This is a genomic window from Kovacikia sp. CALU 1929 (genome assembly GCF_056784235.1).
Genome location: NZ_JBXBCF010000062.1, coordinates 66,420 through 87,527, shown reverse-complemented (window position 1 = coordinate 87,527; position 21,108 = coordinate 66,420). Strand labels below are relative to the sequence as shown.

Genomic DNA, 21,108 nt, shown 5'->3' with positions numbered 1-21,108 from the left:
CGGTAAAGTCACCATCCTAAAGGTCATTGTCTAAAGGCAGCACCACCGTAAATGTGGTCCATCCATCTCGGCTTTCAACTTGTACCGTGCCGCTCAACTGGCTCACCAACCGTTGCACCAGAGCCAACCCCAGTCCTGTCCCACCTTGCCTCCAGGGATCAGCGTTGGGAACCCGGTAGAATTTTTCAAAGATGCGTGGCAACTCTGAAGTTGGAATCTCAGCTTGATTGCAAATCGCAAACAGGATTTGAGAACCGGCACGAGTCGTGGATGAGTTTTGTGGCTTAACCGTTAAGCTTAACTCGCCACCTGGAGGGGTATATTTGCAGGCATTATTCAGGAGTTCTGCCAGAATGCGATCTAAAGCAACCTTGTCGGTAATCAAAGTTGACAAGTTTTCAGGTAATTGGACGTGTAAATGCTGCTGACGTTCATTTGCACGGGAATAAAACGGTTGCAGCACATTCACTAAAAACTCTTGCAAATCAATGGTTTGCAACGAAACAGGATAGGAAGAGGCTTCTAACCGCTGCAAGTCGAGCAAATCGTTAATCAGTTCAATCTCTCGAACGCATTCAGACTGTAAGATGTCGAGGTAGCGATCGCGCTTATCCGTCGTAATCACATTCTTCAGCATGTGAATCGCCATTTTCATATTGGACATAGGGGTCCGCAGTTCATGGGAAACGGTGCTGAGAAAATCATCTTTGAGGTGGTTCAGTTCTTCTAGAGCAGCCACCTGTGCCTGAGTGGCTTGAAACAGACGTGCCTGTCGAATGGCGATCGCACACTGATTTGCCACCTGCTGCACCATCCGAATTTCCAGGCTACTGAAGACCGCTTCACTGGGTTTGAACAGCCGCAGGTTGCCCAGAACTTCCTGATCATCCACAATCGGGCAGGCAAACACAGCGCACGGTACCGAAATGGCTCCTGAATTTTTGACATCTGTGCCTTGCATCAGGCAGCAGTACTGTACGTGTTGGGCTTGCAGTAATAGTTCAAAGATTTCAGAAAACTCTGCCATCTCGATCACTGACCCAATGGCTGGAGTCAGAACATCGGAGCGAATATACTCATAGCGAATCGTAGCCATCTGCTGGTCGAGGTCATGCAGAGCCGCATCACAACCTCTCACGTCCAGCACCAGAGCCAATTCCTGAACCGCCGTTTGCAAAATCTGGTCCTCATCCAGGCTATCGCGCACTGAGTCCGTTATCCGCTTTAGCATGGCTTCAAATTGAAGTGCTTGCTGAAGTTGGGCGGTTCGTTCCTGTACCTGGTATTCCAAATGGGTATTGAGTTGCTGCACTTGACGGTACAGTTCCGATTGCTGAATCGCGATCGCCACCTGGGTTGCCAGTTGCTCCAGTAAACTAATTTCGAGCGGTTCCCAGCGGCGGGCACTGGAACACTGGTGAACACCCAGGATGCCCCAAAGTCGATTGCTATGCACGATGGGGACAACCAGTAATGCCTGGATTTGAGCGTGATCCAAGTAGGTTCGACAGGCAGAGGGGATTTGCACGGCATCATCAATCACCCAATTTTTGCCTTGCCGATAATCTTCCTGTCGTTCTTTGAACCAGTCCTCCGTCAGACTACTGCCCAACAGAGAGTTCCAGCCAACTTCAACGGACTCTGCGGTGACCAAACCATTCCCCTCCGAATCAATGCGGAAGATAACGACCCGGTTTGCCCTTAAACACTGCCTCACTTCAGAAACCGCTGTATTAAGGATGTCTTCTAGATTGAGGGAATTACGAATACGTTGGGCGATCGCCCCAATCAACCGTTCCCGCTCTGCCTGCTGGCGTAATGCTTCCTCTGCTTGCTTCCGTTCAGTAATCTCTTTTGTAAAACAGTGATACCCAATCAAGCGATCATGCCAGTCATAGGCAGTCACCATCACAATTTCCATATAAAAAGTGGAGCCATTCTTACGTACTCCCCGAACTTCGACCTCCGACTTGCCATCAGCCAACATTTGCTGGCGTGCTTCTTTAAGCAGTGCCCCATCATCTGGGTGGACCGTCTGATGCCACGACATGCCAATCATTTCTTCTTGCTGGTAGCCCAGGGAAATAGCGTATGCCCGGTTGAGCGCAATAAAGTGACCGTTGATGTCCAAGCGGGCAATCCCTTCAACCGCGTTGCCCAGGGCAGTACTCATTTCCAGCAGTTCCGCCTGTGCCTCACGGCGATCGCTGACATCCAGCAGAAAGATGGATAGCCCATCATTAGAGGGAAACACTCGGACCTCAAACCAGGTTTTGAGCAGAGGATAAAATTCTTCAAAGGTAACGGGAACCTGTTCCTCCTGGGCACGCCGATACTCCCGTTCAAAGGTTGAGCCAACGGCTTCTGGAAAGGCATCCCAAAAAATCTGCCCCAATAAGTCTTCCGGCGATCGCTGAAACACCTGAGCCGCCCGCTGGTTTAGATAATTAAACCGCCACTGATTATCCAGGGACATAAAAGCATCGGTAATACTTTCCAAAATGTTAACGATCTGGTGATTGGCGGCTCGCAGCGCCTCCTCAGCCCGCTTACGCTCCGTAATGTCGTGGCAATTAATCACCACCCCTTTAATTGCAGTGTCTTCCAACAAGCTGGTTGCAACGGCTTCAAAGAAACACCAGTCCCCATCCTGATGCCTGACTCGATACTCAATCACTGGCTGACTGATCCCCGGTTGTCGAATCGCGGTTTGGAGGACATAAAGGATCAAATTCACATCTGCCGGATGCACAAACTCAATGGCTGAATGTCCAAGCACGCCCTCCTGGGCATAGCCTAGAACTTTTTCTGTGGAGGGGCTGCAATAGCGAAAGACACCTTTCTCATCCAGAATGGCAATGATATCTGTGGCGTTTTCAATCAAGGAGCGAAAGCGCTGTTCGCTTTCTTGCAGTGCTCTCTCTGCCCACTGACGGTCTGCAATTTCTCGACGTAACCGCTCGTTAGTGTGGAGTAAATTGGTGGTCCGATCCAAAATGAGTTCTTGGAGAGAAGTGCGAGGTCCGTCGATTTCGGGAATAAGGCTCCCATCCATTTGATTTTCAAATAGCGATCGCCACAGCTCAGGCAGATCTGAATGCCGATGCTCCGCCGCGGCAGTCAACAAAATTTGTTGCATCTGCTCAAAAGCAGCTTCGTTGCGACAGCAATCTCGCAAGCTTTTGAGATATTCAGGCCTCATAGCGTCGGTCTGGCATGGATGGGTAAAGTTCTTCCTATACTTTTTAACTTTTTACGAACGATTAGTCATGGGTAGCCTGAGCCTATTCTAAGGGTGGCTTGATCAACTGCCCTACGCCATATCACGCAACTGACGTTAACAAATCTCTAAAGTGCAAAGTCTGTCACTGTGACTATCCAATCGTAGTTAATTGCTTAACTGAACTTAAAGGTTTTGTACCGTGGGTTAGTTTCATCAATGGGAAACTCAACATCTTCAGCTTTAGCCGGTTATATGGTCACAACAAACCATCCCCTATCCAATCCTTATGAATGAATGCCTCTACCTAGACCGTGGATTGTAACCACTGGCGGAGTACCTGACCCAAAAGTTGCAGATTACTACTCTCTGGTAAGAGCATGGACTCGGTCGTAAAGAGGTAATAGATATCGCCCCGATCGGTCACTTCAAACTCAGCACAAAATTCCTTTGCCCAGCCGTCCAGATAATGACGGGCGATCGTCGGTTCTAGCCGGGTTGCTGCCACATAATCTCTCAAGCATAGGCGACCCTGGGTTGCCACTAGTAGCTGAAAAAATTGCTCTCGAATTGCCCGTTGCTCTGCCTTAAATCCGCTGTAAATTAACCACCCACCGAGCATGGCAGGAGCCAATCCAAAAAAGACCAGCAGCACTGACAGGATCGCTAAGGCTACCCCTGCTGCGTGACTCAATCCAATCCCTACCAGAAGCCCAACTGAGACAGTCCCTCCCCCAAACAAGAGAACCCCACCTAAAACCTTACCCACCTTACTCCAGAGCCGGTTCATCGCGCTAACCTCATTTGCCCTTCAGAAATCAATTGATCTTTCTTTAAACTAGCGTGTTACCCCATCCACCGCCGCCCATCAGAAGTAGGGATCTTCCCCCCTCCCCTCTGCCCCTCTGCCCCTTTTCTATTAAGAACTGCATCATTCTGTTGAGAATCACTTCAAACTGTTGGACTGTCTTTTCTTTAAGGGCAGTCTGAAAAACAGATGTGGTAATCGCCCCGTGAATTAGGACAGCCTGCGAACGTAGAACGTGTCAACGTTTGGTCAAGCAGCCTCAAAATGTTCTAACAATACGGGCGATCGCTATCAGAGATTGGCTTAAGTTTCCGATCCCGAATCTTTAATCCTTTTGATCTGCTTTCTGCTTAACTTAAATTTGGTTCATATCGCAATGCACACCCTCAACCACGAGCTAGAACAAAATGTACTGGAAGCCGATGGTCGTTATCTAAATGCTCAAGAACTGTATCCTTTGGACCAATACATTCAGAGCTATGCGACTCGGCACCATGCCTACCAGCAACTTCGGGATAATAGCGACAAACTGGTGATTCAGGCGCTGCGTAAAATGGCGCAAACCTATCCTGAATTGATCCAGCAACATGGACAGCGCTGCAAATATGACATGGCTGAAGTGCTGCGCTACGTTGCGCTGTCAATTCTGCGAGATGATGAAACCTTTTTCAAAGAGCAAATGACCGTCTGGCTAGATACTATTCTGCTAGCTTACAAACGCAATAGCCACTGCGTCATTGCCTACCGTGCCCTACAGGAGGCGATCACCGTCACCTTACCCGGTGCAGATGCCAGCCTCATTCGCCCTTTCCTTGAAGTTGTCATCCAGACTTTGCAATCTCACGCTTAATTGATAACGCGCCCCACCGTTTCCTCAGGTATAGCTTAACTCTTTGAGGACTCCTCTATGAACCCCTTCACCCCAATTACAGTGAGCCGCCAGTCAAGCCGAGAAGAGCGCCAGACTGCTCTCTACCAGATCTACCGCCAGGTTTTGGAACGGCAACCTTATCTTCATGAACGTAAGCAATTAGCAAAGGCGGAAACAGATTTTCTAACGGATAAGATCGGTGTTCGGCGCTTTTTAAAGGAACTGGGACACTCTAAAGTTTATCTTGACTCTTTCTATCACAATTTCTCAAACATGAAGTTTCTGGAGCTTTGCTTCAAACACTTTCTAGGACGTGCTCCCATAAACCAGAAGGAAATCGCTGTTTACTGCGATATCTTGCTACACCGAGGTGTAGCAGAAATGATTACCGCTCTGCTAGATACTGAAGAATATCGTAAAGTTTTTGGTTGTTTTACAGTCCCCTATCCACGTCATCAACCCCTCTATTCATCGCCCAAGGCTTACATTGAGTCTCAAACGTTAAATGGGGAACACTTTGGTCAACGGGGACGTTCAATTCCAACAATCTACTGGCATCAGTTGGGCTTAACCTGTGACGGTGGTACCTGTAAACATCCTGAAGCCGACGAAAATGTGGAATTAAGCTTATCTCAAGAAGAGCTATCGCAGTTATTGAGTCTACTTCAAACCGCCCAGTCCGAAAAAGCCGTTGCAGCCCTTTCTGTTCAGCAGAAAGACCTGTTACGCAAGGCAATTGGTTAACTGTTCCAACCCGACTTTAAAACCTGCACGAAAGCTTCCTACACTCCAACGAATATTGTAGTCATCAGGGAGTTTGGGTGCGGGTTTTAGATTTACTTTTGGGGTCATGGTGAACCCATGACCCTTCGCTGTATGACCAAAAACTCGGATAGGTGGAAGGCACACATTCGCCAACATCTTCACAAGACTTTACAAAAATAACCGGACAGGTTAATCTAGAGGGTCTGAGCGTTGCTGCTTTTCCTTTTATGAGGAATTTCATTAATAGTTCTGCGCTAGTTCGCAGAATCGCCTTTGTTACTTTTGATAATCTTTACTGATTTATCTATCAGGTATTTGTTGATCCCAGAGACAAATTTAGGGTGGATAGATTTTAGGGTGGATTCAATTGAAATTTTGTTCCAACTGATCCTGTTATTCAGCAATGCCAACCATCAGTCTCAGATATAGGAAGTGTAAGTACTTCTTATTGGTCTACTCGCTGATCCTTTCGTGATAGCAAGCATCGTCATAACTTTTGAGGCATGGGAACCCTCCAAAAAATAGCCCCCACAACTTCCATAAGCGCAATTCAAAATTTATAGACCTCCGTTACGATATCCCTTCGATTCGGGTTGATGGATGTTGAAAGGCAACTTCTGCATTCCTTGAATCCTTTAAAATCTCCAGTTGATTTAAGATTCTTTTCTGTGTTTGAATGCAACTAACCGCTAAAATCGAATAATCTATCCTTGTATCAGAGGACACCAAGGCTTGAGGTTAACTTAGGATTAAAGAAACCTCCGATCTTTCTTAATGTTTGATAAATCGATTCGCGGGTTATTGCTCAAGAACACGTTCCAGTATTCATCAATTTTTTGAGTCCGTAGATGTTGTTTTTGAGTTTTTCTATAAAATCATGGGTTCTAAAGTCATAGAAAAAGATCAATTTGCCATTACAACACCTCTGTACTATGTGAATGATTTGCCTCACGTCGGTAGTGCATACACGACGATAGCGGCAGATGCTTTGGCACGCTTTGAGCGATTACGGGGTAAACCTGTGCTTTTGGTTACAGGTGCCGATGAGCATGGACAAAAAATTCAACGGGCGGCTGAGCAGTCAGGGCGTTCGCCTAAAGAACACTGTGACCAGATTGTCTCTGGCTTTAAGGCACTGTGGCAGCAATTGGGGATCAAGTATGACCGCTTCATTCGTACAACTGATCCCCGTCATGAAGCGATCGTTAAAGAGTTTTTTCAGCGCGTTTGGGATCAGGGCGACATCTATCTAGGACGCCAAGAAGGCTGGTACTGCGTCTCCTGTGAAGAGTTCAAGGAAGAGCGTGACTTGCTGGATGGGCACTACTGCCCGGTTCATCGTAACCGTGAAGCAGAGTGGCGGGATGAGCAAAACTATTTCTTTCGTCTTTCCAAGTACCAGGATCAGTTAGAGGCGCTTTACACAGAGCGTCCTGACTTTATTCAACCGGAAATTCGCCGGAATGAAGTGCGAAGTTTTGTTCAGCAGGGGTTACAAGATTTTTCTATTTCCCGTGTGAATCTCAACTGGGGAATTCCCGTCCCGGTTGATCCCGGTCATACTCTCTATGTCTGGTTTGATGCGCTACTTGGCTATGTCACTGCCTTATTGGAACCTGATAGCGAACCAACCCTGGCAGTAGCCCTGGAAAAGTGGTGGCCCATTCAGTTGCATTTAATTGGAAAAGATATTTTGCGATTCCATGCGGTTTATTGGCCCGCAATGTTGATATCGGCAGGTTTACCGATTCCTTCTTGTGTATTTGGGCACGGCTTTTTGACCAAAGATGGTCACAAAATGGGGAAGACTCTGGGAAATGTGCTAGATCCCGTTGAGCTAGTCAAGCGTTATAGCGCTGATGCGGTTCGCTACTATTTCTTGAAGGAAATTGAGTTCGGGCGGGATGGTGATTTTAATGAAACCCGATTTGTCAACATTCTGAATGCTGATTTGGCTAATGATTTAGGTAATCTCCTAAATCGCACGTTAAAGATGGTTCACAAATACTTTGGTGCTCATGTTCCGACTCTCCCTCAAGACATTGCTGGGATTGACAATCCCCTGGCAGTGAATGGTCGAGATTTGGGCGATCGCGTTGCCCAGGCATACAGTTCACTTAAGTTCAGTGAAGCCTGCGAAGCTGTATTGACTCTGGTCAGGGCTGGAAATAAGTATATTGATGAGCAGGCTCCCTGGTCTTTATATAAGCAGGGACACCATTCAGCCGTTGAAGAAATTCTTTATACTGTTCTCGAATCGGTGCGATTGGCTGCCTATTTGCTCTCTCCCATTACTCCGGCTCTCAGCACCAGGATTTATCAGCAGTTGGGGTTTTTTGTGAACTTTAGTGAGGAGAGCTTAATAGATGTTTCCGTTCCGTTTTCAATTCATTCCCGGTGGGGAACACTGCCACCAGGACAATCTCTGGAGGATCCTACCCCTGTTTTTCAACGTCTAGAGCTTTTAGAAACGGTCCCTATATAGCGACAAAATTTTCACAATAGCCTGATACACCCATAAAACCGCTGCTTTACTTATTAAGAACCTGAGGTATAACACATGTTAAATAGCAACATAGAAACTGAATCTGTATTTACACAAGAGCAAGTCCTGGAGAATCGCGGGCGGGTTGCCATTTTTATAGATGGCTCCAATTTGTTTTACGCCGCGCTTCAGTTGGGAATCGAAATTGATTACACCAAACTGCTTTGCCGCCTGACATCTGGCTCTCGCTTACTCCGATCGTTCTTTTATACCGGGGTAGATCGCACGAATGAAAAACAGCAGGGCTTTTTGCTGTGGATGCGGCGCAACGGCTATCGAGTCATTTCAAAAGATCTGGTTCAACTTCCGGATGGTTCTAAAAAGGCAAATCTGGATGTGGAAATTGCAGTTGATATGATGTCGCTAGTAGGCTCTTACGATACGGCAGTCCTGGTCAGTGGTGATGGGGATCTTGCCTATGCGGTCAATGCCGTGAGCTATCGGGGTGTGCGCGTGGAAGTTGTCAGCCTGAGATCGATGACCAGTGACAGCCTGATCAATGTCGCCGATCGCTACATCGACCTGGATAACATTAAAGAAGACATTCAGAAAATGCCCCGTAGCTATACCTATCGCCCCCTTTCCGGGATTGGTTTGATGGATGACCCTGACGAAGGTTAAGTCTGCTTTCTCCATATCCAGGCAACAAACTTATACAAAGGCTCAAACAGGCTCCAGCTAATTAACGCTAGACTATGGACGGGGAGAACGATCCCCATCGGGTTGGTGATCAACCGTTGATCGATAGTCTCTTGTCTGGAAGTACGAAGTTTCATGCTGGTTATGTTCAATGCGGATAGGAGCCGTTGGGTTGGTTCTACTACCCTTAAATTGGGGTTAGTGGGGCTTTTGCTATTCACCTCCGGCTGTGGAGGGGAACGTAACCGCACGGCTGAAAAAATTGCTCAGGATCGTCAGCAGGTTGAGGAATTTGATAATAGCCTCACCTTTAATGACTTGTCTTTAGAGGGCTTTAACAAGCAGGGGCAACTCTGGTGGAAGGTGAAGGCACAACAGGCAAGGTATAGCAAGGATAAAAAGGTTGCTTTGATCGTGAAGCCCACCGGGGAGCTGTATCAAGATGGAAAAGCCGTCGTCGAGGTCAGCGCCCAAAGTGGTGAAGTCCGGGAAGATGGGGAATCCATTTTACTGCGGGGAAAGATTATAGCAAAAGATAAGCGGAATGGCATGATTCTGACTGGAGGCGAGCTGGAGTGGCAACCGAAAGGTGATCTCCTACTTGTACGAGATAACGTGACTGGGGATTATCAAAAGACTAAGGTTTCGGCAAAAGGTGGACGGTTTTTAACCCGTGCTAAGAAGCTGGAACTGGAAGGAAATGTGGTAGCCATTTCTGAAGACCCAGCCGCCAGATTCCAGTCTGAACGAATTGTTTGGCTGGTTCAGGAGAAGAAGATGATGAGCGATCGCCCACTTCAGATCGTCGGGAACATTCCTGGTCAAACCGCACAAAACCAGGCAACGTCTGGACAGGGCGAGATCGATCTGAATCGCAAAACTGCAATCTTGAATCAGGGAACCCAGATTAACCTGACCGATCCACCCATGCAAATTTCTGGCAACTCGCTCGTCTGGAACATGAATGCTAAAACGGTGGTTTCCAACGAACCTGTGACGATTTTCAGCCCACAGCAAAGCGTTACTTTGAATGCCAATCAGGGACGGTTAGACGTTGCTACCAAGACCGCCTATCTAACTGGAAACGTGCGGGGGATTGGACAAAAGAATCAGTCCCAGCTTGGTGCCAACAGCCTCACCTATAACCTGGGCACTCAAAACTTTCTAGCAGAAGGTGGGGTTACTTACCGTCAGGCAGATCCCCCCCTGAGTCTGGCAGGTCCTAGAGCAACAGGTACCATGCAGGATGGCATTGTTGTCAGTGGTGGTAGAGTCGTGACAGAATTTATCCCTGATGGAGTTCTGCCTTAGAAGGCGGCACCTGTGACGCCTGATGTTCTAACAAGCTTCTAAGTATGGCTGCAACTGAAGTTGTAGTCGTTGACGGGCACGGGCAATCCGAGATTTGACTGTACCTAGAGAAGCACCAGTGATTTCAGCAATTTCCTCGTAGCTCATGCCTTCAATTTCACGCAGGACAATTGTTGTGCGGAAGCTTTCGGGTAGTTCGGCGATCGCCCCCTGCAACTGACTGTAAAACTCCTGCCGGTCTAGGTGCTCCGCTGGTTCTGGATCGGTTGCGGCAATTTCCCACTCGATTTCACTGTCACCAATACAGAGGGGGGCATCCATTGAAATAATCGGGGCTGATCGCTTCCGCTTCCGCAATTCATCGTAAAAAAGATTAGTCGTAATTCGGCTCAACCATCCCTGAAACTTGGCAGGTTCGCTCAAGCGGTGAATGTTGCGGTAAACTCGCAGCCACACCTCCTGTGCCATATCAGATCGGTCTTGCCAGTCAGATGCCAGATGATACAGCACTTTTTCTACATGGGACTGGTAACGCCGAAGCAGTTCGGCAAAAGCAACCTTATCGGGTGAAGGTTCAAGCTGGCAACGACGAATTAGATCCTCATTAGATAGCGCTTTCGTTGACACTGACAGGCGGGAAACCGCCGATCTGACGGTTGACCAGGATGTAGACAGGGATGAACTCATGGGTAACGCTCACTCTAAACACTCCATCTGAGTTAAGTCATTCGAAAGACTTGCTGGTTAGACACCGGGATCGGGATCAAACGTTCAAATTGCAGAAATTTTTTCTGATGGTTATCTTTACCTATTTGGGTGATCCTTTCTCAGAGTAGAAGTTGGCTTACAGATTGTTGATTTATCCGGGTGCCACTTCTAAAACTGGATATTGATTGATAGTCCTTTATTTCGTCATCACAGCTTATATTTGAAGCACCGGAACTTTAATTCAAGATTTCTGAAATAGACTCAGGCTAGAATGTCCAGGATTCAAAGGTATATGAATGAGTTAGTCAGATGGGTTGCTGGGAGTTCTCCACCCGTGCAGAGCTAGCCCCAAGTCGCTATAAATGATCTTGGGTATCATCCCTCTTTAAGATCTGCCGCACAATCTCGTATAAGAGTTCTAGAATGCAAAAACTTTCTCTGTCCTAGCCTTAGGTACTCAGCCAGCAATGTTTAACGCCACCGAACTTTTGATTGAAGACTTTGTTAAAAAGCTCAAGGAGGGGTATCGTCGTACCTATGGAGGCTGGAAGTCTGATTATGAGGACATCATTGCCTGGGTGGGTGGGATGGCAATGGAAAACATTGCTAACAGCGATGCTCTCTATCACAACGTTGAACACTCTATTCTGGTAACCCTTGTCGGACAAGAAATTTTACGAGGTAAGCATATCCGGGAGGGCGGGGTTTCCTGCGAAGACTGGCTGCACATTATTATTTCCCTGGTCTGCCATGATATTGGCTATGTCAAAGGGGTATGCCGCCAGGATCGGGATGGGTTATATGCGACTGGCAGAGATGGAGCAATGGTTTCACTGCCCCCTGGCTCCACCGATGCTGGACTGACCCCTTACCATGTTGATCGGGCGAAGCTGTTTATTGATGAGCGGTTTGGCGGACATAAGCTGATTGATGCCGAAGTCATCAAACGCAATATAGAACTCACCCGCTTTCCTGTCCCTGCCGCTGAAGATCACCAGGACACGGTCAACTATCCTGCCCTTATTCGTGCCTCTGATTTGATTGGACAACTCAGTGACCCCCGCTATCTCAAAAAGATCAGCGCCCTCTTTTACGAGTTTGAAGAAACGGGTGTAAATAAGGCGCTGGGTTACCGCCATCCTGGCGACTTACGCAAAAATTACCCCAAGTTCTACTGGCACGGGGTTTTCCCATATATAAAGGATGCACTCTACTATTTATCTCTGACTCAACAGGGCAAGCAAATCATTGCCAATCTTTACTCCAATGTGTTTGTGGTCGAGCACGAAAAGCCCCAGGAGTAAGGGTTTACAGCGATTTTTAGATGAGTAGTAAACCACAACGGCATGTGGATGAGTGGATGAGTAGGTGGGTGTGCATCTGGCTTATGCAAGGGGAAATGGCTGTAAGCCTGAAACTGGAGAAATAAACTGGCGAATTAAAAAATCAACCCTTTAACGCCAGGATGGTAACCACATCCGCAGTTCAAACCCACCTGGAGAGAGAGGCAATCCCAGATAGATTGGTATCCAGAAGAGGAATGCCAGTGTGATCAAAAGAATGGTTCCGATACCCATCATCCGCAAATGAAATTGGCGGCTGCTAATCCAGCGATCGACCAACCATGCGATCGCCATGATGGCAAAAATGGCAGCACCCATATAGTGATATAGAAAGATACAGCGCGTCACCGGCACCCAGGGCATTAAATGGGCAGAATAGTTGACCACCAGAAACACACCCAACCAGAGTTCAGTGGGGTTCAGTGCTAGCACAGCCTGTGGTGGCTGAAATATCAATGGCGGGGATGCTTTCCTGGCTTTGAGCCAGCTTATGGCATAGACCATCAGGGCGATCGCAACCACTGCGATTGCTACAGTCGATAGCCACCATAAAAAGGGATTCCCAATCGCGTGAACGTCGTAGATCAGCCTACCCGGTGTTGCTGTCAGGGCTGATTTGCCCGTTGGCAAAGGATCCCCTGGGTTCGTCACCTGATAAAAGTAAGCAACCGGACGAATCATCCAGAGCCAGGTGAACCAGTCAGAACAGTAAGGATGCACATTCGGACCATCGCCGACGCGCTGGTGGTAACTCAAAATTTGTTTTTGCAAGCCCCAGAAGGTGTCTTTGGGGTTGACCTGCAAGTGGGGAATCCAGGCGAGACGGTAAAACACCGCAGGCACCACTGCCAGATGGAGAATGACTTGCCACAGCTTAAGTCTGGTCAGCCGTTCTAGGGGGCTTTTCTCCTTCTCCACTCCTTGCAGTTCTACCGTAGGGGCAGAATTGCTCAGCCCAGTAGTCCCCAAACCTTGAATCCACTGAATCACCCAGGCACTCACCCACATGCCATAGGCACCTAGCAAAAACCAAAGCCCATTCCACTTAATCGCTATTGAAGCACCAAAGAAAATACCTGAGAGAACCAGCCATAACTCCCGTTGAAGCGATCGCTGGCTATTGAGTGCCAGCAATAGACACCAAAGCCCCAGCAATCCAAAAATAATCAAATAAACATTGTTGAGAGCATAACGGGACTCCACCAGTAACAGTCCATCTAGAGCTAAAAATAGCCCAGCGATGAAAGCATAGCTATAACGGCGCGTCAGTTGGTAGGCAATTCCTGTAACCACCAGAGGAATCAATGAGCCGGTCAGCGCATTCAGCCAGCGATAGCTCCACGGGGAGTACACACCCCCAGATAATCCATTAACTGCATCATGTCCAAACGGCAGTTGCTCCCCTACCCAGATGCCAAAGGCAATCAGGTATTTGCTCAATGGTGGATGCCCATCAAAAAAGGGAGTTTGAGCCAGGTAATTGTGAGCAAATTTGACGTAGTAAACCTCGTCAAAAACCAGGGTATTAAACCGTTCCAATCCCCAAAAACGGAGACCCAGCGATACCAGCCATACCACTAGAATGCCAACCTTAAACCAGTTAGAAGACTGCTTTGGGGGCTTCTCAAAAGAGGGCATAGATTACGTTAAGCGTTCACATGCCTTTTCACTTTCGCATACTGGAGAGTCCGTGTCAGCGTGCGATCGACCGAGCATATAATTTCCTTCTGGGGAAGGAACAGGGAACTGGGTACCGGGAATTGAGAGTTTTGAGTTGAGAGTTTTAAGTTGAATCTATGACAGATGGCAGGTAGTAGGGGGTGGGGATCAAATGCCAGCAATCATCGCTTCTTCTATCCTCTCAATGACTTCCCCTATCCCTTCCTGGAACCCTATTCCCTTTCTCAGTGGTTCAGATTCGGGCAGAGCTTCCATAACCAGCAGGCATCGGAGTTCTTCTCATCATTGATGAGCCTTGGTGTCTGCCCTGAGCCTGGAAACGAGACTGGGGGCATGGCTGCATTCTTCCAGGTTGACCCAATGCAGGATCCCCTTCTCCGCTGGGAAGACCCATTTCCCCTGTAGGAGCAAAGTTTTCAGGAACCGCCGACGTTTCTGGCATCTGTGATGCTACATTCTGGCTCAATCCTCCGGCTTCCGCAGGACTCCAGGTGACCCTACCACCTGTGGCAGAATCCGTAGGACGCGCCAGGGAAACCAGACCCGCTTCTTTAAACAGGTTGAAGCTTCTTACTGCTTCATCAACGCTGATACCATCCATATTCCAGGTGGCGTTGTTGGTCTTAGCGGAAATGCACCATTTACCCTGGAGATTGTTTTGGCGGGCAACAGCTTCAATTTTCTCCTTCCGTCCGGTGGTTTCACCTGGGCGATCGCCTTCAATTAAGATACCCGTCGTTTTCTGGGCTGGGGTGGGGCAGGGTGGCAGGTCGGTGTTGTTAACAGCCGCCACAGAAGCAGACCCTTCGGAGCGGTTAGCCAGAGAAGCGGAAGCTGGAACCAGAGAAAAGTCACGGCGATTTTCTGGAGCCTGATTTAAGGCTTGATCTGGAGTTTGATTTGGAGCTAGAGCTTGATCGGTATAGGACGGAGAAGCTTGGACATTACCTTGCGCTTGAGATGACAGGGGCTTCATTTGGTGGAACAGAACACTAGAGCCAATCAGCACTACGGAGGCTGCTAGCACTTTAACCCAGGGGTTTGACTTGCTCATAGAACAAATGTACTAGTAAAGAGCCTCCTTAGTCTAACTCCCACCTCAAAAAAAAGGAAGCGATCGCTCAAAAATAGACATTCCTCAATTCTTCCGGGTTTGGGTTAAATCTTCATCGATAGGAATTGGACACAGAAATCTACAAAATGCCCAAGTCAGCAGTCAAAACGGATTTAGTTCTAGCTGCTGAGATCTGACATCCGAAGCGCCAGGTCTCCTCTTCAAAAGAATTCTTGGTAGACAAGCAGTTGAAACCTCACCCAAGTTGAGAACTGGAGATTTTTTCCCAGAAAAACTATGGGTTTCTAAGTTGGTGAGGTTTAAGCAATTTTTAAAGCAGCAAATTTCGCTTTTTACGTTGGCACTAGTTCGCCGGGGCGCAGTTTTACCCATTTGCCCTGCTCTTGCTTAAAGCTGAGGCAACCCACCACATCCCACTCCATCTCGATGATATCGTCCTGGTGGCGGATGTTGACGTTTATCGTAGGTTCCGTCGCCTCAAAATCTGGAGTTTCGGTCAGGTGAGGCTGCTGGTGTTGATGCTCAACCGCATGGTAAGTCGTGCAGCGATCGACGTAGTGGCAGTTAACACAGATACACATAGCCTATCCCTCAACAGATGGGACATCCAAGTACGGATGCGGATGCTTTTCTGCTACTCTAGCTCAGATGGGCAAATTATTTCAGCCATTGTCGGGTAGATTTTCATTGCAATGAGCAAGGAAAGGGCTGGCAAGGTTAGGCTGGAATTAGGGAAAGGGAAGTTGAGGCAATCAGCAATGGGCAATGGTTCTGTCCCAATCTGGGTTGCTGGTCGTCCGTGCCTGTTAATTCTTTTTGTGATCGCTGGAAAGGATTGGATTGAATCATACTGATTGTCTGCCAAGTGTTTCTGAAGTGTCTTCTGCACTGTCCCCCAAGACATGGCCCTTTAGCCTAGACTGGTTGCCACGCTCTGCCTGCCTGGTGGGAGGAACGGTACGGGATGCTTTGTTGGGACGGCAGGGCGAATATCTGGATCTGGATTTTGTATTGCCGCAAGGGGCGGTGGAAATTGCCCAGGCGATCGCTCGTCATTACCAGGCAGGTTACGTGTTACTGGATGCAGAGCGCCAGATAGCCCGTGTCGTGTTTGAACAGGGCACCGCAGATTTTGCCCAACAGATCGGATCGACCCTGAATGCCGACTTGAAGCGGCGTGACTTCACGGTGAATGCGATCGCCTACAACCCCCACACAGATCAACTCATTGATCCGCTCCAGGGTTATGCTGACTTACAAAAACGTCTGCTGAGAATGATTTCTGCCGAAAACCTGGAGGAGGATCCCTTGCGCCTGCTACGGGCATTTCGGCAGGCAGCGCAGCTTGGATTTGCAGTAGAAGACTACACACGGGATGCGATTCGCCAACTTGCCCCACGACTTCAACACATTGCTGCCGAGCGGGTTCAGTCAGAGATCAATTACTTGCTGGGCACCGCTAAAGGCACATTTTGGCTCAGCACTGCATGGCAGGATGGCTTGCTGAAGGACTGGTTTCCAGATACTAGTTTGCGCAGCATGGAGTGGATTGCGGGCATCGATCAGGCATTTGTAAGGTTGCAGGAAACCCTACCAGAGTTCTCTATGGAACTTTGCCACCGCATTCGTAACACGCCTAGAAACCATCGGGCTGGTTCTGGGGAAACTGCCTCAAAACCGAGAGGCACTGCCCAGGAACTGGCTGACCTAAAAACGCCGGGATCATCTCGTACCTGGCTTTCCACGGCTAAACTTACTAGCCTACTGCCCCTTGATCCAGTGGATGCAGAAGTCCAATTGCGGCGGCTGAAATACAGCCGCACTGAAATTCAGGCAGTCAGCACTATCCTTAAATATCTGCCACAGTTATATTCTGCGGCAGGCATGGACATTCAATTCCTTGGGCAGGTCCCAACCTCTTCTGGTTCACTTTCGTTGTCTTTACGGGAACAGTACAAGTTTTTCCAGGGAGTGGGAGTGACTTTCCCAGCCGTAGCTGTGCTGGCGATCGCCCATGGGATTACCCAGGAGGCGATCGCTCCTTTAATTCATCGGTTCCTCACACCGGATGATCTGGTTGCCCATCCAACTCCCCTTCTAAGTGGGCAACACCTGATGTCAGCTCTAAGCCTGGCGGCTGGGCCCCAGATTGGTCAACTACTGGCAGCGATTCAACTGGCTCGTGCAGAGGGAAAGATCTCTACGGTTGAAGAAGCTTTAGCTCTGGCAACAGAGTTGGTCAAAAAAGACAAAAGCATCTACAGAGAATGAATACGCCAATTTTCACCCAAATTGATGTCCAGAGAAATTTACGAACTGTGTTAAAGTGATCTTCTTGGTCAGTATTCTTAGAATGTTTTGTAGTCAGCTTGACAGCAGGCTGGCTTTTAGGGTGAAAATTTCCCTGCTTCTCTCACTGATGGTCACAGACAAGGGGTAGACATGGCTAAACGCCGCAATCAGAAAAAAGAAAAAGCTCTCCGTAATCAGGCATATGCCCGCAAATTCCGCAAAAAGTCTAATACCGGCCGTTTTGGTAGAAGACGGTACGATGGTGGTAACCGTATGGAAGATGCTGAGGGCGATCAGGAAAATGCAAGCCGGAGCAGCGAAGGCGCGGCTGATTAATCCGAGTTAAACGGTTATTCAATCTGGTTTACTCCCTGAAGTCTGGTTAAGGTTTCAGGGAGTTTTGCTGATCACCGGGTTGCCCATAGAGGTTGCCTATTACTGGGCAAATTCCTGAGCTGATAGTTGATTGTCTCAGCAACTTCCAATCCTGACAGGAAGGCGTTCTCAGCTCGTATCCCACTGCACCAATCTCCGGCACAAGCTAGTGGGATAGGCGCATTAGACAGCCAATAGGTTTCTGTTTCTGCCGAAGAGTCTGGAGCAAATGCATAACGCCAGCGATGTATTTGCAACCAATCTGGAGTTTCCAGCCAGGGGGAGAAGCGGTTTGCCGCTTGCTTGAGCAGTTTGCAGGCAGCAGGCTGAAGGTCTGTCACTTCCAGATACTTTTCTGCAAACGCTGTCGTACTTTGTAACACAAATACGGGTTGAGGGGACGAAGCTCGCTTGCTGCTATCTAAACCCATCCAGGAAAGATCTGAGTGGTCAGCAATCTTGATGGCACGAACTTCTGGGTACCGATTTAGCCAATCCTGCTGGCAATTGGGTGGGTAACCAGCGATCGCACTCAAACAAGGTAAAAACTGTACGGATTTCAGACGACGGATGAAATCTGGGGCAAGCACACTTTCAGGTAATGATTGCAATAACGTGATTGCCTGAGGCGCGGGCACAGTGCAAACAACCGCCTCCGCCCACAGCTCAGTCCTTGTGGTTGAATCTGGGGTGGTTTCCTCTGATGTCACCTGCCAGCAACGGTTCTCAGTTAATTCCAGACCAATGGTGCGCTGGTTGAGCCGAATGTCTAAACCCGTTGCCAGAAACTTAGCGATCGCGGTCATCCCCTGCTGGGAGGCGTAGCGGGGAGTTCGGTCTGCGGCTGGGGGACGATGAAGTTTTCCATCGGAGCGCCATTCATACACTTCTTCCAGCCAGGGTTGCAAAACGTTTAGCTCGCTCAGATGGTTAACAAGTTGTTGGAATAAATGGTTTTTGGGCGACAGGTAACACGTCCCATGATCGGCAAAGGTGCCGTGCAGTCTGCGGGTTGCGAGTCTGCCTCCAACTCCCCGAGATTTTTCCACGACCACAACCTGATAACCCATCTGTTGCAGTCGCTGAGCGCAGGTTAGCCCAGCTAGTCCTGCCCCAATTACCGCAACCTCGAAAGCACTATCTGCCATGAAAAGAAGATTTTTATCGACTGGTATAAACGATTTATAACATTGGCTCTCCAGGGTTTTCCTGGCAATTCTCGTTCAAGTGAGTAAATCCCTTTCAAGTATGGGGGTGGGGTGTACCTTATATTGAGTCAAAACGGCTCCATCCTCCAGAGAGTTGCATACTGGTTAGAGAGAGGAGCGGGCTGGTACTTGATCTTTAACAGTGACTTCCGTAATGACTGATACTATTGCAGGGATTTTGGAGCAGGCTCTCGCAGGGCATGATTTGACCGTGGCAGAAGGCATTATTCTACTGGGGCAAACAGAGCCAGAAAGTATTAAGCAAATCCGTCAAATTGCTGATCAGTTGCGGCAGCAGCAAGCAGGCGATATCGTCACTTACGTGATTAACCGCAACATCAATTTCACCAATATCTGTGAGCAGCACTGTAGCTTCTGTGCGTTCCGACGCGATGAGGGAGAAGCGGGAGCCTACTGGCTTGACCTGAGCCAAGTTCTTGAGAAAGCCGCTAATGCTGTCCAACGGGGTGCCACTGAAATCTGTATGCAGGGTGGGCTTAACCTCAAAGCGAAACTGAATGGGCGATCGCTCGACTATTATCAGCGAGTCATCTCTACGATCAAAGATGCCTATCCTCAACTCCATTTACACGCCTTTTCCCCTCAGGAAGTGCAATTCATTGCCAGAGAGGATGGACTGAACTACGTCGAAGTCATCGCTGCCTTACGCGATGTCGGAGTCGATTCCCTGCCTGGCACTGCTGCCGAGGTGCTGGATGATGAGGTACGCCGGATCCTGTGTCCTGAAAAGATCGACTCGGACACCTGGTTAGAAATTGTGGCGACGGCTCATCAGCAGGGACTACCCACCACCAGCACCATGCTCTCTGGGCATATTGAGACCCCAGATCAACAGATTCGGCATCTGGCGAAGTTGCGATCGCTGCAACAGTCATCTCTAGAGAAAGGCTACCCCGGTATCACCGAGTTCATTCTACTGCCGTTTGTTGGACAAGAGGCACCCAAACCCTTACGTCGTCGAGTAGGACGCGACCAACCTATTCTGGTAGATGCCCTCTTGCTCACCGCAGTTGCCCGCATCTTTTTAGGCAACTGGATTACCAACCATCAACCCAGTTGGGTCAAGCTCGGACTGTCAGGCGCGACGGAAGCGTTGACCTGGGGTTGTAACGATATTGGTGGCACTCTGATGGAAGAACACATCACTTCAATGGCAGGGGCACAGGGAGGCACCTGTATGGAAGTGGAAGATTTGCAACGGGCGATCGCCTCCTTAGGGCGTCCCTATCAACAACGGGATACGCTTTATCACCTTGCCACTGCTGTGAGTATTGCATGAGTTATGACAATGCTTGTAAATTCCTGGCTGAACAGTATCCAGTTGCTTTTGTTCGCTGGCTGTTAGGTACTGATATTGATGACATTCAACTCCTAAAAACTGAATTGAGCCAGGAACCCATTCGAGCCGATTCGGTGACATTTTTGAAAGCCAATCATCAGATTCTTCACCTGGAATTTCAAACGTTGCCCGAATCGAATCCACCCATTTCCTTTCGGATGCTGGATTACTCAGTCCACCTGAAGCGACAGTACAACTGTGATGTTGAGCAGGTCGTTCTTTTCTTGAAGGAAAGTGGTTCAGCTAACACCAAAATTCAGGAGTATAAAGACCGTACCACTCACCATTGCTACCGAGTTATTTGCTTATGGGAACAGGAGCCTGACCTTTTTTTGGCAAGCCCTTTCCTACTGCCATTTGCGACTCTTACTCAAAGTGATTCACCATCAAACCTCCTCATGGAAGTTGCCGCAAGAGTCGCTACAATTGAAAACACTCAGCAGCGGATTAATGTAGCAAGTTGTGTAGAAATTCTGGCGGGATTAAGGTTTGAGAGAGCGCTGATTCGTCAACTGTTTCGGGAGGAAGCCATGCGAGAGTCCGTCATCTATCAAGATATTTTGCAACAGGGCTTACAGGAGGGTCTACAACAGGGCTTACAGGAGGGTCTACAACAGGGTCTACAACAGGGACAGGCTCAGGAAGCTTTGACGCTTGTAATGCGTTTGTTAATCCGGTGCCTTGGTCAGCTTGAAGTTGATTTGCAGGAAAAAATCCGGGCATTGTCTATAAAAGAATTGGAGGACCTAGGGGAAGCGCTATTGGATTTTTCCCAACCAGCCGACCTGGTTGCATGGTTAGAAGAATGCGATTCCCCTCCCCCTCTAAAACGAGATTGAACTCGTGAGTGAGCCTTCCTATTGACAATAACCCCTGATTCGCTTTCCGCCAATTACCAATCCTGTTAC

At 48.5% G+C, this 21,108-nt stretch carries 18 protein-coding genes; 10 read left to right on the top strand and 8 right to left on the bottom strand.

Annotation, left to right across the window (positions count from 1 at the left end; all coding sequences use genetic code 11):
• Positions 1 to 16: 16 nt before the first annotated feature.
• Positions 17 to 3,202 carry a PAS domain-containing sensor histidine kinase gene (locus tag AC1S52_RS10465; RefSeq protein ID WP_482028941.1) on the bottom strand — a complete coding sequence of 1,062 codons (3,186 nt, stop codon included), beginning with the start codon at positions 3,200 to 3,202 and terminating at the stop codon, positions 17 to 19.
• Between the two features lie 325 nt (positions 3,203 to 3,527).
• Positions 3,528 to 4,010 carry a hypothetical protein gene (locus AC1S52_RS10460; RefSeq protein WP_482028940.1) on the bottom strand — a complete coding sequence of 161 codons (483 nt, stop codon included), beginning with the start codon at positions 4,008 to 4,010 and terminating at the stop codon, positions 3,528 to 3,530.
• 394 nt (positions 4,011 to 4,404) lie between these two features.
• Between AC1S52_RS10460 and AC1S52_RS10455 the strand changes: the two genes are divergently transcribed.
• From AC1S52_RS10455 to lptC, 5 genes are all read left to right on the top strand, one after another.
• Entirely contained in the window at positions 4,405 to 4,878 is a 474-nt protein-coding gene (locus AC1S52_RS10455; RefSeq protein WP_482028939.1) for a globin family protein, read from the top strand.
• A gap of 57 nt (positions 4,879 to 4,935) precedes the next feature.
• The gene (locus tag AC1S52_RS10450; RefSeq protein ID WP_482028938.1) at positions 4,936 to 5,643 is read left to right on the top strand and encodes a phycobilisome rod-core linker polypeptide; all 708 of its coding nucleotides are present in this window, start codon (positions 4,936 to 4,938) and stop codon (positions 5,641 to 5,643) included.
• 898 nt (positions 5,644 to 6,541) lie between these two features.
• On the top strand, positions 6,542 to 8,149 hold the full coding sequence (gene metG / locus AC1S52_RS10445) for a methionine--tRNA ligase (RefSeq protein WP_482028937.1): 1,608 nt from the start codon (positions 6,542 to 6,544) through the stop codon (positions 8,147 to 8,149).
• 75 nt (positions 8,150 to 8,224) lie between these two features.
• Positions 8,225 to 8,830 carry a LabA-like NYN domain-containing protein gene (locus AC1S52_RS10440; RefSeq protein WP_482028936.1) on the top strand — a complete coding sequence of 202 codons (606 nt, stop codon included), beginning with the start codon at positions 8,225 to 8,227 and terminating at the stop codon, positions 8,828 to 8,830.
• Positions 8,831 to 8,983: 153 nt separating this feature from the next.
• Entirely contained in the window at positions 8,984 to 10,159 is a 1,176-nt protein-coding gene (lptC, locus tag AC1S52_RS10435) for an LPS export ABC transporter periplasmic protein LptC (protein WP_482028935.1), read from the top strand.
• A gap of 27 nt (positions 10,160 to 10,186) precedes the next feature.
• On the opposite strand, the gene AC1S52_RS10430 is transcribed toward lptC, so the two are convergent.
• Positions 10,187 to 10,846, bottom strand: coding sequence for a sigma-70 family RNA polymerase sigma factor (locus AC1S52_RS10430; RefSeq protein ID WP_482028934.1), 660 nt, complete (start codon positions 10,844 to 10,846; stop codon positions 10,187 to 10,189).
• Positions 10,847 to 11,334: 488 nt separating this feature from the next.
• Between AC1S52_RS10430 and AC1S52_RS10425 the strand changes: the two genes are divergently transcribed.
• Positions 11,335 to 12,171: an Npun_R2479 family HD domain-containing metalloprotein gene (locus tag AC1S52_RS10425; RefSeq protein ID WP_223048948.1), complete on the top strand. Its 837-nt coding sequence runs from the start codon at positions 11,335 to 11,337 to the stop codon at positions 12,169 to 12,171.
• A 150-nt stretch (positions 12,172 to 12,321) separates the two neighbouring features.
• On the opposite strand, the gene AC1S52_RS10420 is transcribed toward AC1S52_RS10425, so the two are convergent.
• The 4 genes from AC1S52_RS10420 to AC1S52_RS10405 form a co-directional block, all read right to left on the bottom strand.
• On the bottom strand, positions 12,322 to 13,848 hold the full coding sequence (locus tag AC1S52_RS10420) for a phospholipid carrier-dependent glycosyltransferase (RefSeq protein ID WP_482028933.1): 1,527 nt from the start codon (positions 13,846 to 13,848) through the stop codon (positions 12,322 to 12,324).
• A 274-nt stretch (positions 13,849 to 14,122) separates the two neighbouring features.
• Positions 14,123 to 14,944 (bottom strand): hypothetical protein, encoded by an 822-nt coding sequence (locus AC1S52_RS10415; RefSeq protein ID WP_482028932.1) that lies wholly within the window; start codon positions 14,942 to 14,944, stop codon positions 14,123 to 14,125.
• A gap of 353 nt (positions 14,945 to 15,297) precedes the next feature.
• A complete protein-coding gene (locus AC1S52_RS10410) occupies positions 15,298 to 15,546 on the bottom strand; it encodes a Ycf34 family protein (RefSeq protein WP_482028931.1) in 249 nt (82 codons plus the stop codon).
• Between the two features lie 136 nt (positions 15,547 to 15,682).
• Positions 15,683 to 15,814 (bottom strand): hypothetical protein, encoded by a 132-nt coding sequence (locus AC1S52_RS10405; RefSeq protein ID WP_482028930.1) that lies wholly within the window; start codon positions 15,812 to 15,814, stop codon positions 15,683 to 15,685.
• A gap of 27 nt (positions 15,815 to 15,841) precedes the next feature.
• On the opposite strand from AC1S52_RS10405, the gene AC1S52_RS10400 reads away from it, so the two are divergent.
• Positions 15,842 to 17,236 (top strand): tRNA nucleotidyltransferase/poly(A) polymerase-related protein, encoded by a 1,395-nt coding sequence (locus tag AC1S52_RS10400; RefSeq protein WP_482028929.1) that lies wholly within the window; start codon positions 15,842 to 15,844, stop codon positions 17,234 to 17,236.
• A gap of 171 nt (positions 17,237 to 17,407) precedes the next feature.
• Positions 17,408 to 17,593 carry a hypothetical protein gene (locus AC1S52_RS10395; RefSeq protein WP_482028928.1) on the top strand — a complete coding sequence of 62 codons (186 nt, stop codon included), beginning with the start codon at positions 17,408 to 17,410 and terminating at the stop codon, positions 17,591 to 17,593.
• Positions 17,594 to 17,664: 71 nt separating this feature from the next.
• On the opposite strand, the gene AC1S52_RS10390 is transcribed toward AC1S52_RS10395, so the two are convergent.
• Positions 17,665 to 18,780 carry an NAD(P)/FAD-dependent oxidoreductase gene (locus AC1S52_RS10390; protein ID WP_482028927.1) on the bottom strand — a complete coding sequence of 372 codons (1,116 nt, stop codon included), beginning with the start codon at positions 18,778 to 18,780 and terminating at the stop codon, positions 17,665 to 17,667.
• A 214-nt stretch (positions 18,781 to 18,994) separates the two neighbouring features.
• On the opposite strand from AC1S52_RS10390, the gene cofH reads away from it, so the two are divergent.
• Positions 18,995 to 20,140, top strand: coding sequence for a 7,8-didemethyl-8-hydroxy-5-deazariboflavin synthase subunit CofH (gene cofH / locus AC1S52_RS10385; RefSeq protein WP_482028926.1), 1,146 nt, complete (start codon positions 18,995 to 18,997; stop codon positions 20,138 to 20,140).
• On the top strand, positions 20,137 to 21,039 hold the full coding sequence (locus AC1S52_RS10380) for an Rpn family recombination-promoting nuclease/putative transposase (RefSeq protein WP_482028925.1): 903 nt from the start codon (positions 20,137 to 20,139) through the stop codon (positions 21,037 to 21,039). Before cofH ends, AC1S52_RS10380 begins: the two co-directional genes overlap by 4 nt.
• Positions 21,040 to 21,108 lie beyond the last annotated feature (69 nt).

Bases quoted from the DNA above. Each gene is read 5' to 3' on its own strand.
- AC1S52_RS10465 (WP_482028941.1), bottom strand. From the start codon at position 3,202: ATGAGGCCTGAATATCTCAAAAGCTTGCGAGATTGCTGTCGCAACGAA.
- AC1S52_RS10460 (WP_482028940.1), bottom strand. From the start codon at position 4,010: ATGAACCGGCTCTGGAGTAAGGTGGGTAAGGTTTTAGGTGGGGTTCTC.
- AC1S52_RS10455 (WP_482028939.1), top strand. From the start codon at position 4,405: ATGCACACCCTCAACCACGAGCTAGAACAAAATGTACTGGAAGCCGAT.
- AC1S52_RS10450 (WP_482028938.1), top strand. From the start codon at position 4,936: ATGAACCCCTTCACCCCAATTACAGTGAGCCGCCAGTCAAGCCGAGAA.
- metG (WP_482028937.1), top strand. From the start codon at position 6,542: ATGGGTTCTAAAGTCATAGAAAAAGATCAATTTGCCATTACAACACCT.
- AC1S52_RS10440 (WP_482028936.1), top strand. From the start codon at position 8,225: ATGTTAAATAGCAACATAGAAACTGAATCTGTATTTACACAAGAGCAA.
- lptC (WP_482028935.1), top strand. From the start codon at position 8,984: ATGCTGGTTATGTTCAATGCGGATAGGAGCCGTTGGGTTGGTTCTACT.
- AC1S52_RS10430 (WP_482028934.1), bottom strand. From the start codon at position 10,846: ATGAGTTCATCCCTGTCTACATCCTGGTCAACCGTCAGATCGGCGGTT.
- AC1S52_RS10425 (WP_223048948.1), top strand. From the start codon at position 11,335: ATGTTTAACGCCACCGAACTTTTGATTGAAGACTTTGTTAAAAAGCTC.
- AC1S52_RS10420 (WP_482028933.1), bottom strand. From the start codon at position 13,848: ATGCCCTCTTTTGAGAAGCCCCCAAAGCAGTCTTCTAACTGGTTTAAG.
- AC1S52_RS10415 (WP_482028932.1), bottom strand. From the start codon at position 14,944: ATGAGCAAGTCAAACCCCTGGGTTAAAGTGCTAGCAGCCTCCGTAGTG.
- AC1S52_RS10410 (WP_482028931.1), bottom strand. From the start codon at position 15,546: ATGTGTATCTGTGTTAACTGCCACTACGTCGATCGCTGCACGACTTAC.
- AC1S52_RS10405 (WP_482028930.1), bottom strand. From the start codon at position 15,814: ATGATTCAATCCAATCCTTTCCAGCGATCACAAAAAGAATTAACAGGC.
- AC1S52_RS10395 (WP_482028928.1), top strand. From the start codon at position 17,408: ATGGCTAAACGCCGCAATCAGAAAAAAGAAAAAGCTCTCCGTAATCAG.
- AC1S52_RS10390 (WP_482028927.1), bottom strand. From the start codon at position 18,780: ATGGCAGATAGTGCTTTCGAGGTTGCGGTAATTGGGGCAGGACTAGCT.
- cofH (WP_482028926.1), top strand. From the start codon at position 18,995: ATGACTGATACTATTGCAGGGATTTTGGAGCAGGCTCTCGCAGGGCAT.
- AC1S52_RS10380 (WP_482028925.1), top strand. From the start codon at position 20,137: ATGAGTTATGACAATGCTTGTAAATTCCTGGCTGAACAGTATCCAGTT.